The following is a 15069-nucleotide window of genomic DNA, read 5'->3' as shown; positions in this document are numbered from 1 at the left end:
TTTCATCACTCCTCCACCTGGATCACAAGTTCATGTTTATCCTGTTTCTGTTTTCCTTCCAGAATGGAAAGAAGCTGCTCTTTTTTCAATTTGATCTGTTCCATCTCTCCGGGTGCTGCCACCTGTTTTTTTCTGGAAAAGATCCGTTCTCCATCCAGATATGCACGGATGTAACAATTTTTATATACATTTCCCACACGGAAACGGACCAGCTGCTCCTCCGCCATGTGACCGATACGGATCTCAGACGGCACTGTATAGCGGACTCCGTTTTGGGGCGAAAGCGTGATCTTTATCTCTTCCGGTATTTTGTCCTCTCCATTGTTGTTTATATAGAGAGCCGCATTTCTTCCTGCATTGCCGGCTTCCTCCGAAACAAAATCCACCAGATCATGAACATGAAGAACATTTCCGCAGGCAAAAATACCTTCTACATTTGTCTCCAGACTTTCGTTTACCACCGGTCCGGAAGTCACATTGCTCAGCTTCACACCTGCCTGTCCGGAAAGCTCATTCTCCGGGATCAGACCAACAGAAAGAAGAAGCGTATCGCATTCAAAAAATTCCTCTGTACCGGGAATCGGGCGTCTGTTTTCATCTACCTCTGCAAGAGTGATTCCTTCCACGCGCTCTTTTCCTTTTATGTCAACCACTGTATGGCTAAGCTTCAACGGGATACCAAAGTCATCCAGGCACTGCACGATATTTCGCTTCAGGCCTCCGGAATATGGCATCAGTTCTGCCACTGCCTTAACCTCTGCACCTTCCAGCGTCATACGTCTGGCCATGATCAGTCCGATATCACCGGATCCCAGGATCACTACTTTTTTTCCCGGCATAAATCCTTCCATATTTACAAGGCGCTGTGCTGTTCCTGCTGAATAAATGCCTGCCGGTCGATATCCCGGAATGTTCAGTGCACCTCGCGGTCTCTCTCTGCAGCCCATGGCAAGGATCACAGCTTTTGCCCGGATCTGATACATTCCCTCCTGGCGGCTCATGGCAGTGATCACCTTATCCTGGCTGATATCCATGACCATGGTGTTCAGCCGGTACTCGATCTGCTGCTCTTTTACCATCCGGATAAAACGTGCCGCATATTCCGGTCCTGTCAGCTCCTCCTGAAATGTATGAAGGCCAAATCCATTATGGATACACTGATTCAGGATCCCGCCCAGTTCCTTATCACGTTCCAGGATCAGGATACTCTCTGCTCCCTCTTTCTTTGCAGCCAGGGCTGCTGCCAGTCCTGCAGGGCCTCCGCCTATGATCACGATATCTCTCTTCACCATAATCTTATCATTCATGGTTCTCGCCCTCCTCTGCAATTTTCTTGTTGATTCCTTCGATCAGTCTGGAAGCTCCGCCTGTTTTTGTGATCTCCTCCATGGAAATGCCAAGCTCTCGGCTGAGGATTTCCATTGTTCTGGGAGAGCAGAAGCCTGACTGACATCTTCCCATTCCTGCTCTTGTACGACGTTTTAATCCGTCCAGGGATTTCGCTCCAAGAGGTCTTCGGATCGCATCCAGGATCTCTCCCTCAGAGATCATCTCACATCTGCAGATGATATTTCCATATTCCGGTGATCTTTCGATCAGCTCATTTCTTTCTTCCAGAGAAAGCTCTGACGGATCCAGGATCCCTTTTCTCACCGGATCAAAATCCGGATTTACTTCCGGATGTAATTTTTCTTTTACGATGTCAGCAACCATACAGCCAATGGCCGGTGAGCTGGTAAGTCCCGGGGATGCGATTCCTGCACAATCGATAAATCCGGGAGCATCCTCCACCTCTTCGATCACAAAATCCATACCGTCCTCGATAGCTCGAAGCCCTGCAAAGCTTGTGATCACCTTCCGCAGTGGAATATCCTTTACTGTTTTCCGGGATTTGGCACTTACTTCCTCCATCCCCTCTGATGTAGTCGCTGTTTCCTCCCGATCCTCCAGATCCGTAGCTGTAGGCCCGATCAGAAGATTACCGTGAACAGTCTGTGTTACCAGAACTCCTTTTCCGTTCTTATTTGGAAGTGCAAAGATCGTATGATTCACATGTGTTCCTGCACTTTTATCAAGAAGCATATACTCACCCTTACGAGGAGTGATATGCAGTTTTTTCTCACTTACCATATTATGAAAAACATCCGCATAGACACCGGCAGCATTGACGATACAGCCTGTCTCAAGATCACCCTTTGAGGTTTCCACAACAAAACCTTTTTCCTGTTTTCGGATGTTCTTTACTTCTGTGTCAAATTTAAATTCCACACCATTGTTATATGCATTCTCTGCCATTGCAATGTTCAGCTCAAAGGGACAGACAATTCCGGCTGTCGGTGCATACAGCGCTGCCAGCACCTGATCAGACAGATTCGGCTCCATGGCAAGTGCCTCTTCTCTGTCAAGGATCCTCAGTCCCTCTACTCCGTTTTTCAGTCCTCTTTCACGCAGCTTATGCAGCATGGCGATTCCATTCTCAGTCGTACAGACAGTCAGTGAACCAGTCTGTTTAAAAGGAAAATCCAGTTCCTTCGAAAGCTGTCCCATCATATTGCTGCCCTTCACATTCAGTTCCGCCATAAGGCTTCCCGGTTCTGCATCATAACCGGAATGAGCGATTCCGCTGTTTGCCTTGGAAGTTCCACAGCATACATCCTCTTCTCGCTCCAGAACGCAGATTTTCAGCCGATATCTTGAAAGCTCTCTCGCCGCTGCCGCTCCGGAAACTCCTGCTCCGATAATGATCACATCATACATAGATCTGTTTCTCCTTTCCTGTTTGCGGATCTTCTGAACTGTCCCCGGCTTTCTCTGCGCCGGAAACAGCAGAATATCCGTTGCAACACAAGCATTGCCGTCCGCAGGTATATATTCTGCGAGGAGTACTGCTTACGAACAGCAATCTTTCAAGTGAATATGCCATTATTTTTATGCCGTAACCCTTTGTAACCCTTGTAATCCTTTTGAAACATTAACATTTGCGCATAAAAATAGCCGGCATAAAAACACACTTATCCATGTGTCTTCATGCCGGTCTCTGTTCTCAATGGCATTCTCTGTATTCAGCAAGCTGAATCAGATTCCTTCTTCACTTTGTATTCATTGTATCAGACTATTCTTCATATTTCAAGTGCATTTTTCGTAAAATACATCGTTTTTTCTTTAACATGCTCTTAACTTTCTCAAAAACATGATAAGTTTCATTGTATTCCCGATTCCCGATCATATTTCCTCCACAGAAATAACTCCTTCCTGCTGTCTTACCTCACGAAATACAGTATGGCGTGCTTTCCATTTGGCAGCCTCCATTGTTGCCTGGATCACCACACTCTGTGTTTTGGATCTCTTTTTGATGATAACTACGTTGGAGATCATGATGTCCTCTTCCCGGAGCTTCTTTATGACCATACTCATCTTGTCTTCATTTTCAAACTCCATATATACGTCATAGGTATTGGAATGCTCTTCCACATAAACCTCTATATATTTCGCATATTTGAACACCAGAATAAGCCCCAGCGTGGTAAAGATCGCACCGCTGTAAAAGCCGATTCCCACAGCAAGTCCGATACACGCAGAAGTCCAAAGACTGGCTGCTGTCGTAAGACCGGATACATGTCTCTGTCCGGTCACAATGATAGTTCCCACTCCAAGAAAACCAATCCCGCTGACAACCTGTGCGCCAAGTCGTGCAGTATCTCCGATTCCTGCCCCATTAGAATATACATGGATAAAATCGCCCGTCATCATAACCAAAGTTGCCCCCATACAGACGATCATATGTGTTTTTACACCTGCCACACGCTTCTTCATTCCACGATCAATACCGATCAGACATCCAAGAAACATTGCAAGAATCAGCCGAAACAGCGTCGATCCCATATTTAAAGTGTGCAAATAATCCGATATTGCATTACATGCTCCGAGAATTCCGCCCATAAATTTGCTCCTTTCCTGTTGTAACATTATTTTCTGCCGGTGATAACGCCAATAGCGCATCACTTCATTTTGCCTTGCACGAACGCCGCAGGCCACACTCACTCCATTCGAAAGCTGTCTAGTCAGCCGGACTCACTCCGTCCGTCTCACTACGCAGTTTTTCATATGATCCTATACCCCGGATATACATGATCTGTAGTCTCACAGCATGTAAAACAGCAGGGATACCGGCGCCCAGCGGCGGTATCCCTATCTGTTGCTCTATCTACTGATCAGAGGGCATTCTGATTATTTAATAGACTCGTTATAGTTCTCGATCGCTTTGTTTACAGAAGCTGCAAGCTGATCAACAGCGTCCTGAGTTGTAAGCTTGCCATCATATACCTGCGGCATGATCTCGTTGAATGTAAGACGGGCTTCTGTCTGTACACCTGAGAGAACACCTGCTGTATTGCAGTTTACAGGAGAATCCTTCAGCTGGTTGATAGCTGTCTCGAAGTTCGGGTTTTCTTTGAGGTAAGCCTTCATATCCTCTGTCTCATAAGCTTTCTCGTTGATCGCAAAGTATCCTGTACCCATGGACCATTTAGCCTGTACATCAGGAGTTGTGATGTACTCGATGAATTTCCATGCTGCATCTTCGTTAGCTTCGTTGCCTGTATCTGTAAGCCACAGGGATCCACCACCGATGATAACACCGCCTTCATCATTCTGCTCGATTCTCGGAAGATATCCTGTACCAACTTCGAACGGAGAAGAATCAACTGCATTTTTCAGGATAGCAGTAGACTCGATGATCATACCAACCTGTCCGGAGAAGAATGCTGTCTGAGTATCTGCTGTTGTTGTTCCGTAATCTTCGAAATATCCGGAATCATACAGCTTTTTCCACATATCAAATACTTTCAGGCCGCCGCCGTTGGAATCAAAATCAACAGCTGTAACTGCCTCTTTACGTCCATTGTCATTGTTTCCGTATGTTACACCAAGTCCTGCAAGCTGCTGCTCAAAGAACCATCCGTAAATAGCCTGTGAATAACCAACCGGAGCTGCTCCGCTCTCTACGATCTTCTTGGCATCCTCAAGAACCTCATCATAAGTTGTTGGCGGAGTTTCAGGATCAAGTCCTGCTGCCTCAAATACGTCTTTGTTGTAATACAGCATAGGTGTGGATACGTTAAATGGCATTGCATACTGCTTGCCGTCTACGGTATAGTAGCTGCTGATAACCTCCATAACAGAGCTCTTATCATAGCCTGTGCTCTCAAATTTGTCTTCTACAGGAATGACAGCACCACTGTCATACATGAACTTTGTTCCTACGTCATACATCTGGCAGACATCCGGAAGACCGGAGTCACTCTGCATAGCAGCTTTCAGTTTTGTGATGGTATCATCATAGGTTCCCTGATACTCAGCTTTAATCTCAATCTCATCCTGGGATGCGTTGAAATCATCCACGATCTGCTGAAGCACCTCACCGTTTGTGCCGCCCATTGCATGCCAGAATGTAAGTGTTGTTTTCTCAGCTGCACTTACTGAGCACGGAGCTGCCAGAGATGCAGCCATGATTCCTCCTAAAAGAATCGCCATCCATTTTTTGTTGTTCATATAGAAACCCTCCTTTTATAATGGTCCGACCCGCCCCAATACAGGTCGGACAAATTAACATTTTTGCTACTTGCTCTTATGTGATTGGATCAACCCTTAACAGCACCTGCTGTCAGACCACTGATCATCTGCTTCTGACCAATGATAAATACAAGGATCGACGGAATCAGGATAACCATAGCGCCAGCCATAACCGGTCGGAAGTCTGTTGCCTCAGCCCCCTGAAGCATACCAAGACCGATCTGAACCGTTCTCATATTTACACTGTCTGTTACAAGCAGTGGCCACAGATAGTAGTTCCAGCTCTGAAGGAATACATAGATGATCAGAGCACCCAGTGATGGTTTGATAAGCGGAACACCGATGGTATATAAGAACTTGAAATTTGTACATCCGTCAATCTCTGCCGCCTCATGGATCTCCTTCGGCAGTGTCAGGAATGCCTGACGCATGTTGAATACCGCAAAAGCTGCTGCTGCATTAGGAAGGATCAGCGCTGCGTATGTATTACGGATACCCCAGTCAGCAATAGTCAGGTAGTTTGCGATGATGATCGCCTGGCTCGGGATCATCATGGTTGCCAGCATAATATAGAACAGGACCTTTTTGCCTTTGAACTCCATCATTGCAAAAGCATATGCTGCAAGAGCACCTGTAACGACCTGAGCAAATGTGATAACACCGGATACGATCAGTGAGTTCTTAATGAAGGTAAAGAACGGTGCAAGCTGAAATGCTCTTGTGTAGTTCTCGATAGTCAGATGGGACGGCCAGAACTTTCCGCCGTAGATCTCCTTCAGATCCATCATACTAACATTGAAACAGTAGATAACAGGAACAATAATAATAATTGCAAAAATAATATTCAGCGCATACATCGCCACTTTTACATATGGTTTTTCTTTCATCAGTAGGTCACCTTCTTTTCCAGTCTAAACTGCAGTGCAGTCAGGATGATCAAAATAACAAACAGAATTACGGATTCTGAACAGGCCACACCGAAACGGCTGTTGATAAATGCCTCCTGGTAAATCTCATACACGATAACGTTGGTACTCTCTGCCGGTCCGCCCTGGGTCATCATCTTGAACTCTGCGTATGCCTGTACGGAGTTGATGACATTGATGATGAGAAGGAAGAACAGTGTCGGAGAGATTGACGGAATCGTTACATGACGGTGCTTCTGGAAGAAATTCGCTCCATCCAGGGCAACGCTCTCATAAAGCTCAGCCGGTACACTCTGGATCGCTGCAGTAAGGTAAATGAAATTCATACCGATCGCCATCCATACACTAACGATCGTAACTGCGATCAGTGCATATTTCTTATCTGTCAGCCATCCGATATGAGTTCCGAGAGCCCTGTTCAGGATACCCAGAGAGCTGTGGAAAATAAACATGAACACTACAGATGCCGCTGCTGCGGAAATAGCCATCGGAAGTGCATATACAGTACGGAAAAATCCCTTTGCCCTGATCTTCTCTGTACTGATGATCGCCAGTATAAAACCGAGCACAATAGAAAGGATAACTCGCATAACAGAAAATTTCAGTGTTGTCACCAAACTGTTAAGGAACGTTCCATCTGTAAAAATATTCGTATAGTTGTCAAGTCCTACATACTGTGCCACCTGACCAAGAGGTGTGGTTCTGGCAAAGCTCAGCTGGATCGTCTTAACGAACGGCCAGAATACAAACAGTATAAAAAGGATCATTACAGGAACCAGATAGAGATAAGGCTCCACTGTCCTGAAAAAAGATTTTTTACTTTTCATTGTATATCACCTGCTTTTCATAAATTTACGTACTACCGATCAGCTGCATCATCACGATATCTCTGTCCTCCTGACAGTGCTGATCATGTTGCTCATTACACATTCTGCTGAAAAACATTTCCGTTATATCTTCCAGCAATTACCCCAATACATTAAGCAAAACTCTCATTTACGTTCTGCTGTCAAAAATGCCCTCCCACTACCCTCCTTTGTATTTGCGTGTTTGTTATCTTTACCAACTTTTTACCAAATGATAACACATTTCTTGCATATAATCAACAATTATTTTATTATTTTTCAATATTTCTTTATTTATTTTATACAATTATCATTTAATAATAATTATTTTTTTATCTATTTTATACATTTTACCGCACCTCAATAAGGCAATCCATTCTGATCACCTTCCATAAAAAACAGATAAAAAAATCGGCAGAAAATAACGCATCCTTAGATGCATATCTTCTGCCGTTCTCTCTTCTCAATGGCATCATCTGTTTTTATACAAAACAGACACAATCTCAACTTGTTAACCCAGATTATACAGTAAAATCCACTATAAATCAAGACCAAACACATATTTTTTATGCAAATCTTATAAATACTTTTTTCACAAGCAATCCATTTCATTACACGGAAATTGTCTTTAATTCACAGCTGTTGTGGAACAATTACACTTTTTTCTTCCTGTACCAGGATATTAAATACAAAACTATACCAAAAATTATCAAAAATGGAGCAACTGCCACCAAAACAGTTGTTAAAAGTATCACAATTAACGCTGCAATGGCGATCACGATTGCCTTCCCATACCATGTGCTCAGATCCAGTTTAAAGCTTCTTGCCTTTCCGGCACTGCTCTCCGTCCCATTATCCGCATAATCATCTGCACCGTAGCTCTCTTCAGAATAACCAGACTCATCATAAACAGCTGCACTGTCATCTGTATCGATCAAAGTCTTGGCGATCAGCCTGGGATCCCCCAGTTCTGCCAGAACATCTGATTCACTTCGACCGTTCCGGACCTGAGACTGAATGTAATCCTCATAATACCGCACATGAGCCGCAGCTCTCCCCTGGGTCATCTGTCCGGACAGCTGCCCCCGTAAAACCTCAAGAAACTCTCTTCTGCTCATAAATATGTCAAACCTTTCTTATGAAATATAATGAAAAAACAAAACTCAAAACAACTCCAGAAACCTCACCTTGAAAACTTCTGCAAATTCTTTTTTAATACTCTCTTAAAATTTTTCTCATTATACCATAACCCATAAATTTAAATCAGAAACAAATCATAAAATTTTGATTAAAAAATAAAAAATCATAGCACAGCGCAAAGGGCGGTTCATTTCCGGATGCCGCCAAAGCCGCATTCGGAAACGAATCGCCCTCCATGACGTTCGTTATGCCGTCAAAAATCACTCAACATGAACAGCCCCTGTACTCCTGATATTCATCGGATAGACATTTTCCCTTCCAACATACTGAGCCATATAGTCCACATACGCATCTGCGTTCTCGATTGGAAGCACGCACATGATAACGCCTGCAAAACCACCACCATGAACTCTGCAGATACCAGCACCGATCTTATTCAGAAACAGCTTAGTAAGCGCCAGACTCAACGTGATCTTCTGCTCCTTACAATTCTGCAGAGAATAACAGTTCTGCAGCCACTCCCAGGAAGAATTACCGGACTCTTCAAGAAGGCGCAGGAATCCCTCACCGTCTTTATTCTCAACAGCCTTCACAGCATCTGCAACACGTCTGTTCTCTTCATAAAAATGCATCGCACGAAGAACAGCACGGTCATTCGGAATATCCTTCACATGTGCCAGAAGATTCTCCATACTGGACTCACAGAGAAGCTCTACGCCCATAGCCTTCGCAGCCTCACGCATCTCCATAGGAATAGAAGAATATTCCTCACTGAGATCTGCATGGCCCTTACCGGTATTTACGATCACAAGTCTGCAGCCCATATCCTCAAAGGAAAATGCGATCTTCTCACAGCTGATATTCTCTTTATCAGAGAAATCCAGAAGGATCGGGCCGCCGGCAGCACAAGCCATCTGGTCCATCAGACCGGAAGCCTTTTTCCAGTAAACATTCTCAGCATACTGACCTGCTCTCGCATACTCGCCATACTCCAGCTTACCCTCATTAAAGAAATAATTGGTGATCGCACATACAAGCATCTCAAAGGAAGCAGAAGAGCTTACACCTGCAGCGGCAATAACCTTGGTGGAAACATAAGCGTCAAATCCACCGGTAGCATAGCCTTTTTTCTGCATATACTCCATAATACCTGCAACAAGAGCATCTGTACCTTTTGTATAGGTTTCTGTGCTGAGCTTGTCAAGATCAACAACTACTTCCTGTTTGTAACCCTCACTGATCATATGGATCACATTGGTTCCGTTTGGATAAGCAGCACCGATGGTATCCAGATCAATACTTGCCGCAATGATCTGACCGCCGTTATGATCAACATGGTTGCCAATGATCTCCGTACGGCCCGGAGCAGTAAAAAACTCTGCCTTGTCATGATGATATTTCTTCTCGAAATTCACAGCAAGATTGGTATAACGGGCGCTGCTCTCCTCTGTCTCGCCATAGATTTTTTTCAGCACGTCTGCTGCCGGAATTTTAATTGTTCCCATTTTTTCTTCCTCCTGTTATATAGTTTACACCCCAGATCCGGAAGAACCTGAAAAAATCTTCCGCTCTGTCACGCTTCATGGTTACTGTTCACTCCGTTCTCAGCAACACACTTCGCAATGCGCAGAATATCACCAGTGAATAGTAACGCTTCATGTACTTTTATTATAACAGTCCCGTCTTTTCTGTCCATAACAATTTTGTGTAAAAACCGTATTATTTTGTGGTGATCCTGGAATATCCCTTTGCATTTTCTGCCTTTTCTGATAAAATAAATTCCACTATGAAAAGCAGATATACACTTCAGAATCCGCGCACAGAAGGAAGGAGGTAACACCTTGCAGATCATCACAGATCCCGCCGGAAAAGAACTGAAAAAACACGGAGACAGCTCCTTCCCATTCCTGGTAAGCTACGAGCGGCTTTCCGGCTATGAGACCGGTTCCTTTCTGTGGCACTGGCATCCGGAGATCGAGCTTACCTATATCGAAAAGGGCGAAATGCTCTACAAGATCAATCAGAATACCTTTCACCTGAAAGAGGGACAGGCAATCTTTGGCAATGCCAATGCCCTTCATGCCGGATATATGTATCAGGATCAGGACTGTCAGTATATCCCCATAACCTTTGACCCCAAACTGATCTACGGATTTTCGGGAAGCCTTCTTTTCCAGAAATATACAGAACCGATCCTCCGAAGCTTTTCCCTGTCCGCCGTACCGCTTGATCTATCCTGTAAATGGCATTCCGAGGCCATAAAAGATATCCGTGACATCATCGACCTGGACAGTAGCCGGGAACCCACGTATGAATTTGAGATCATCGCCAGACTGCAGCACTTCTGGAAGAGCTTGTATGAAAATACGATCTCCCGGACAACTCTTCCATCCGGTCAGGATGAAGAAAACTACCGCCGCATCCGTCAGATCATGTCCTATATCGCAGAACACTACTCTGAAAAGATCCTCCTGAATGATGTTGCAGACCTGATCCACTTAAGTCCCAGCGAATGCAGCCGGCTTTTCAAAAAATGTATGAATATCACTCTCTTCGGATACATCCAGGAATACCGCATTGAACGCAGCCTGGAATATCTGGAAAATCCCTCCTGTTCTATTACGGAATCAGGACTGCTGTCCGGTTTTTCGGACTCTAATTATTACACAAAGGTCTTTACGAAAATCAAGGGCTGTACACCAAGACAGTACAGAAAAAATCAGGAGCTGTGACATGCTCCTGATCTTTAACCGTTCAGTGCTCCATACCTATGAAGCAGAACAATATTTATCCGTGAAAATGGCTGTTATCTGAACAACTCTTTCATTGCCGGATACAGTTTGCGGAATTTCCGGTATTTTTCTTCATATTTTGCAACCAGCTCCGGTTCCGGTTCTACCGTATCTACTACCCTGACCAGCTTATTACAGATCGTTTCCACATCCGGGTATTCACCGCAGCCTACTGCTGCCAGCATTGCACCGCCCATGGACGGACCTTCCTCATTCTCCGGCACATCCACCTTCAAGTTCATCACATTTGCAATGATCTTTTTCCAGAGAGGGCTCTTAGCTCCGCCGCCGCAGATCTTGGTGCGCTCAATATGGATCCCAAGGCTTCTTGCAACCTCAAGGGAATCTCGAAGTCCGAAAGCAACTCCCTCCAGAACTGCCTGTGTCATATCTGCTCTCGTGGTATCCATGGACATTCCGAAAAATACACCTCTTGCATCCGGGTTGTTATGCGGAGATCTCTCTCCCATCAGATATGGAAGGAAGAATACCTGATTCTCGCCAAGCTTTTGGATCGGTGCCTGCTCTGCCACAAAATCCTTTGTCTTAAGGATCTCCTCTGACCACCATTTGTTGCAGGAAGCAGCGCTTAACATGCATCCCATCAGATGATAGCTTCCATCTGCATGGTCAAAGGAATGCAGTGCATTGTTTTCATCTACTCCGAAATCTTTGCTGGAAATAAAGATCGTACCGGATGTTCCAAGGGAAATATTGCACTGGCCATCGCCAACCGTTCCTGTTCCCACAGCTGCCGCAGCATTGTCGCCTGCACCTGCTACAACCTTCACATCCTCTGAGAAGCCAAGCTCTTTTGCAACTTCCGCTTTCAGGTTTCCGACTACCTGCCAGCTCTCGTACAGCTTCGGAAGCTGTTCCTCTGTGATATGGCAAATCTCAAGCATTTCCTTTGACCAGCAGCGGTTCTTCACATCCAGAAGAAGCATACCGGAAGCATCGGATACATCTGTGCAGAAGGATCCGCTCAAACGATAGGCAAGATAATCCTTCGGAAGCATGATCTTTACCACTTTTTTAAAATTCTCAGGCTCATGCTTCTGCATCCAGAGGATCTTTGGTGCAGTGAAGCCTGCAAATGCAATGTTTGCGGTATACTGAGAAAGTTTTTCCTTTCCGATAACCGTATTAAGATATTCCGTCTCCTCACCGGTACGGCCGTCATTCCAGAGAATCGCCGGACGGATCACATTGTCATCTTTATCCAGAGTTACAAGACCGTGCATCTGGCCGCCAAAACCGATTCCTGCTACTTCTTTGCGGTCAATTCCTTCTGTGAGCTCTTTGATCCCTTCCATGCTCTGGGCGAACCAGTCCTCCGGATTCTGCTCAGACCAGCCCGGATGGGGGAAGAACAACGGATATTCTTTTGATACGATGTTGCAGATCTTTCCGGATCCTTCCATAAGAAGAAGCTTTACAGCGGAAGTTCCAAGATCAACGCCAATATAATACATAGTAATTTTTCCTCCTGTAAATACAGAAACCGCAGCTCTCAGTTCGCAGCGCCTGCACGCCTGAGAGCCCGCGGTTTCTGAATCGTATTTAACCAAATCAAGAAAGTCCCCTGCGGGGTTACGAAAAGCAATAAGCAGCGAGTGGGGACTTGCTTGTATCAGGCAGCACGTACGGATGATCTTACCTGCCTGTTTTAATTATCTCCAAGGATTCTCTGTCGGATATCTCACGCCTGCCGGCTGATTGTAACCGATCTCTTCAACCGGTACACCAATGTATTTGAACACCTCGAAGAGAGCTTTTCCGTGATGTCCGAATGCTACAGCACCGTGATGCGGGAATCCTCCCTCGATCAGCACGTGACGGTAGAAACGTCCCATCTCCGGAATTGCAAATACACCGATAGCACCGAAGGAACGTGTTGCAACCGGAAGAACCTCGCCGTGTGCGATATATGCACGAAGCTTGTTGTCCGCTGTACTCTGCAGACGATAGAAGGTGATATCTCCAGGCTTGATATCTCCCTCAAGAGTTCCGTTTGTAACCTCGATTGGAAGGGATCTTGCCATGATCATCTGATATTTCATCTCACAGAAGGACAGCTTGCTGGATGCTGTGTTTCCACAATGGAATCCCATAAAGGTATCCTGAAGCGTATAGTTGAATTTTCCTTCGATAGATTCTTTGTACATATCCTTCGGAACGGAGTTATTGATATCAAGAAGTGTAACGATATCATCACTTACTACCTGTCCGATAAATTCACTTAATGTACCATAGATATCAACCTCACAGGATACTGGAATGCCCTGTGCTGTCAGACGACTGTTTACATAACATGGAACAAATCCAAACTGTGTCTGGAATGCAGGCCAGCATTTTCCTGTCAGTGTTACATATTTACGATATCCTTTGTGATCTCTTACCCAGTCCTTCAGAGTCAGCTCGTACTGTGCAAGCTTCGGAAGGATCTCAGGTTTCTTGTTTCCCGCACCAAGCTCTTCTTCCATCTCTTTTACGATCGCCGGGATCCTTTCATCACCTTCATGCTTGTTGAATGCCTCGAAAAGATCCAGCTCTGAGTTCTCCTCGATCTCAACGCCAAGGTTGTAAAGCTGTTTGATCGGTGCATTGCAGGCAAGGAAGTTTGTAGGACGCGGTCCGAAGCTGATGATCTTCAGGTTGCTCAATCCCTCGATCGCTCTTGCGATAGGAAGGAATTCATGGATCATATCCGCGCAGTCCTCTGCATCACCTACCGGATACTCCGGAATATAGGCTTTTACATTACGAAGCTGCAGGTTGTAGCTTGCATTCAGCATACCGCAGTAAGCATCTCCACGTCCCTGGCAGAGATTATCCTGTGTTTCCTCAGCTGCTGCGATAAACATCTTCGGTCCCTCGAAATGCTTTGCAAGAAGGGTCTCAGAAATCTCCGGTCCGAAGTTTCCAAGATATACACAGAGTGCGTTACAGCCTGCTTTTTTGATATCCTCCAGAGCCTGGACCATATGGATCTCACTCTCTACGATACAGACCGGACATTCGTAGATATCCTTTGCATCGTATTTCTTTGTGTAAGCGTCTACAAGAGCTTTTCTCCTGTTTACGGAAAGGCTTTCCGGAAAACAATCTCTGCTGACTGCAACGATTCCGATCTTAACTTCTGGCATGTTGTTCATAATCTTCATTCTCCTTTTTATATCCGGCAGATTTTCCACCGGTGATATTATTGTTCGTTTGTAACTATTCACTTCACCCAAAATCAGTCAAGTGTGATATTTTCACCCTTCAATCCGTTGAATGCGCCTTCGATCTTCGCATCCTCATGAGCGATAAGCCATTTATTTCTGGCTGTCATCAGACCGTCCTCTCCGTCCCCTGACATCGGAAAATCAATCTCTGTGTTGGTTCCTCTCGGAAGAACAACTACACACTGAAATCCACTCTCATTCACATGACACGGTGCATAGTGGAGCGTTGTGGCATAAACCTCGATCCCAGTTCCTGCCGGTACCAGAAATGCCTCCACCTTTGAGGTATCGTATGTAAGATCCTCTTCTATATCCTGCTGATGTCCGATAAGCAGTACAAGATCTGTCACTGCTACATTGATCTCGGAATTCCGATGATATTCCAGGGCATTCAGCTTTTTATTGTGACCATTACAATATCCGATCTGGACAGGTAATCCACCAAACGCTCTGTTTTTCAGCTCTTTTTCCACATCGAGAGCTTCCAGTGCAAATTCTGCTCGAACGGTACGCCTATTCTGAAATTAGCGGTACATCCATTCTGATTTAGCGGTATGCGTTTTCT

Annotated in this window: 12 protein-coding genes; 1 reads left to right on the top strand and 11 read right to left on the bottom strand. The window is 45.1% G+C overall.

Annotated features, from left to right (window positions below):
* Positions 1-5 precede the first annotated feature (5 nt).
* The 8 genes from EAI83_RS13815 to EAI83_RS13780 form a co-directional block, all read right to left on the bottom strand.
* Positions 6-1292, bottom strand: coding sequence for an NAD(P)/FAD-dependent oxidoreductase (locus EAI83_RS13815; protein WP_118752936.1), 1287 nt, complete (start codon positions 1290-1292; stop codon positions 6-8).
* A 7-nt stretch (positions 1293-1299) separates the two neighbouring features.
* Positions 1300-2757 (bottom strand): NAD(P)/FAD-dependent oxidoreductase, encoded by a 1458-nt coding sequence (locus EAI83_RS13810; RefSeq protein ID WP_129975776.1) that lies wholly within the window; start codon positions 2755-2757, stop codon positions 1300-1302.
* Positions 2758-3222: 465 nt separating this feature from the next.
* Complete coding sequence (locus tag EAI83_RS13805; RefSeq protein ID WP_022426944.1) at positions 3223-3939, bottom strand: MgtC/SapB family protein; 717 nt, start codon at positions 3937-3939, stop codon at positions 3223-3225.
* Positions 3940-4227: 288 nt separating this feature from the next.
* The gene (locus EAI83_RS13800) at positions 4228-5550 is read right to left on the bottom strand and encodes an ABC transporter substrate-binding protein (protein ID WP_015527452.1); all 1323 of its coding nucleotides are present in this window, start codon (positions 5548-5550) and stop codon (positions 4228-4230) included.
* An 89-nt stretch (positions 5551-5639) separates the two neighbouring features.
* A complete protein-coding gene (locus EAI83_RS13795; protein WP_021651865.1) occupies positions 5640-6458 on the bottom strand; it encodes a carbohydrate ABC transporter permease in 819 nt (272 codons plus the stop codon).
* A complete protein-coding gene (locus tag EAI83_RS13790; RefSeq protein ID WP_022426943.1) occupies positions 6458-7324 on the bottom strand; it encodes a carbohydrate ABC transporter permease in 867 nt (288 codons plus the stop codon). The genes EAI83_RS13795 and EAI83_RS13790 overlap by 1 nt, the downstream gene beginning before the upstream one ends.
* A gap of 671 nt (positions 7325-7995) precedes the next feature.
* Positions 7996-8460: a DUF1700 domain-containing protein gene (locus tag EAI83_RS13785; protein WP_022426942.1), complete on the bottom strand. Its 465-nt coding sequence runs from the start codon at positions 8458-8460 to the stop codon at positions 7996-7998.
* A 282-nt stretch (positions 8461-8742) separates the two neighbouring features.
* Complete coding sequence (locus EAI83_RS13780; RefSeq protein ID WP_129975794.1) at positions 8743-9978, bottom strand: galactokinase; 1236 nt, start codon at positions 9976-9978, stop codon at positions 8743-8745.
* Positions 9979-10323: 345 nt separating this feature from the next.
* On the opposite strand from EAI83_RS13780, the gene EAI83_RS13775 reads away from it, so the two are divergent.
* Positions 10324-11214, top strand: coding sequence for an AraC family transcriptional regulator (locus tag EAI83_RS13775; RefSeq protein ID WP_129975772.1), 891 nt, complete (start codon positions 10324-10326; stop codon positions 11212-11214).
* A gap of 74 nt (positions 11215-11288) precedes the next feature.
* On the opposite strand, the gene xylB is transcribed toward EAI83_RS13775, so the two are convergent.
* The 3 genes from xylB to EAI83_RS13760 all read right to left on the bottom strand — a co-directional run bounded on the left by xylB (position 11289) and on the right by EAI83_RS13760 (position 14992).
* Positions 11289-12749, bottom strand: a complete 1461-nt coding sequence (gene xylB / locus EAI83_RS13770; protein ID WP_059086154.1) for a xylulokinase — start codon at positions 12747-12749, stop codon at positions 11289-11291.
* A gap of 198 nt (positions 12750-12947) precedes the next feature.
* A complete protein-coding gene (locus tag EAI83_RS13765) occupies positions 12948-14432 on the bottom strand; it encodes an L-fucose/L-arabinose isomerase family protein (protein ID WP_015527462.1) in 1485 nt (494 codons plus the stop codon).
* A gap of 83 nt (positions 14433-14515) precedes the next feature.
* Positions 14516-14992 (bottom strand): DUF4867 family protein, encoded by a 477-nt coding sequence (locus EAI83_RS13760; protein WP_129975770.1) that lies wholly within the window; start codon positions 14990-14992, stop codon positions 14516-14518.
* Positions 14993-15069 lie beyond the last annotated feature (77 nt).

The organism is Blautia sp. aa_0143, from assembly GCF_004167315.1.
GTDB lineage: Bacteria > Bacillota > Clostridia > Lachnospirales > Lachnospiraceae > Blautia_A > Blautia_A fusiformis.
The sequence above is the reverse complement of the archived record's forward strand: the minus strand, read 5'-3'. Positions and strand labels throughout refer to the sequence as shown.

Coding starts and splice junctions, on each gene's coding strand:
- EAI83_RS13805 (WP_022426944.1), bottom strand. CDS start 3,939: ATGGGCGGAATTCTCGGAGCATGTAATGCAATATCGGATTATTTGCAC.
- xylB (WP_059086154.1), bottom strand. CDS start 12,749: ATGTATTATATTGGCGTTGATCTTGGAACTTCCGCTGTAAAGCTTCTT.
- EAI83_RS13815 (WP_118752936.1), bottom strand. CDS start 1,292: ATGGTGAAGAGAGATATCGTGATCATAGGCGGAGGCCCTGCAGGACTG.
- EAI83_RS13785 (WP_022426942.1), bottom strand. CDS start 8,460: ATGAGCAGAAGAGAGTTTCTTGAGGTTTTACGGGGGCAGCTGTCCGGA.
- EAI83_RS13795 (WP_021651865.1), bottom strand. CDS start 6,458: ATGAAAGAAAAACCATATGTAAAAGTGGCGATGTATGCGCTGAATATT.
- EAI83_RS13790 (WP_022426943.1), bottom strand. CDS start 7,324: ATGAAAAGTAAAAAATCTTTTTTCAGGACAGTGGAGCCTTATCTCTAT.
- EAI83_RS13800 (WP_015527452.1), bottom strand. CDS start 5,550: ATGAACAACAAAAAATGGATGGCGATTCTTTTAGGAGGAATCATGGCT.
- EAI83_RS13765 (WP_015527462.1), bottom strand. CDS start 14,432: ATGAACAACATGCCAGAAGTTAAGATCGGAATCGTTGCAGTCAGCAGA.
- EAI83_RS13810 (WP_129975776.1), bottom strand. CDS start 2,757: ATGTATGATGTGATCATTATCGGAGCAGGAGTTTCCGGAGCGGCAGCG.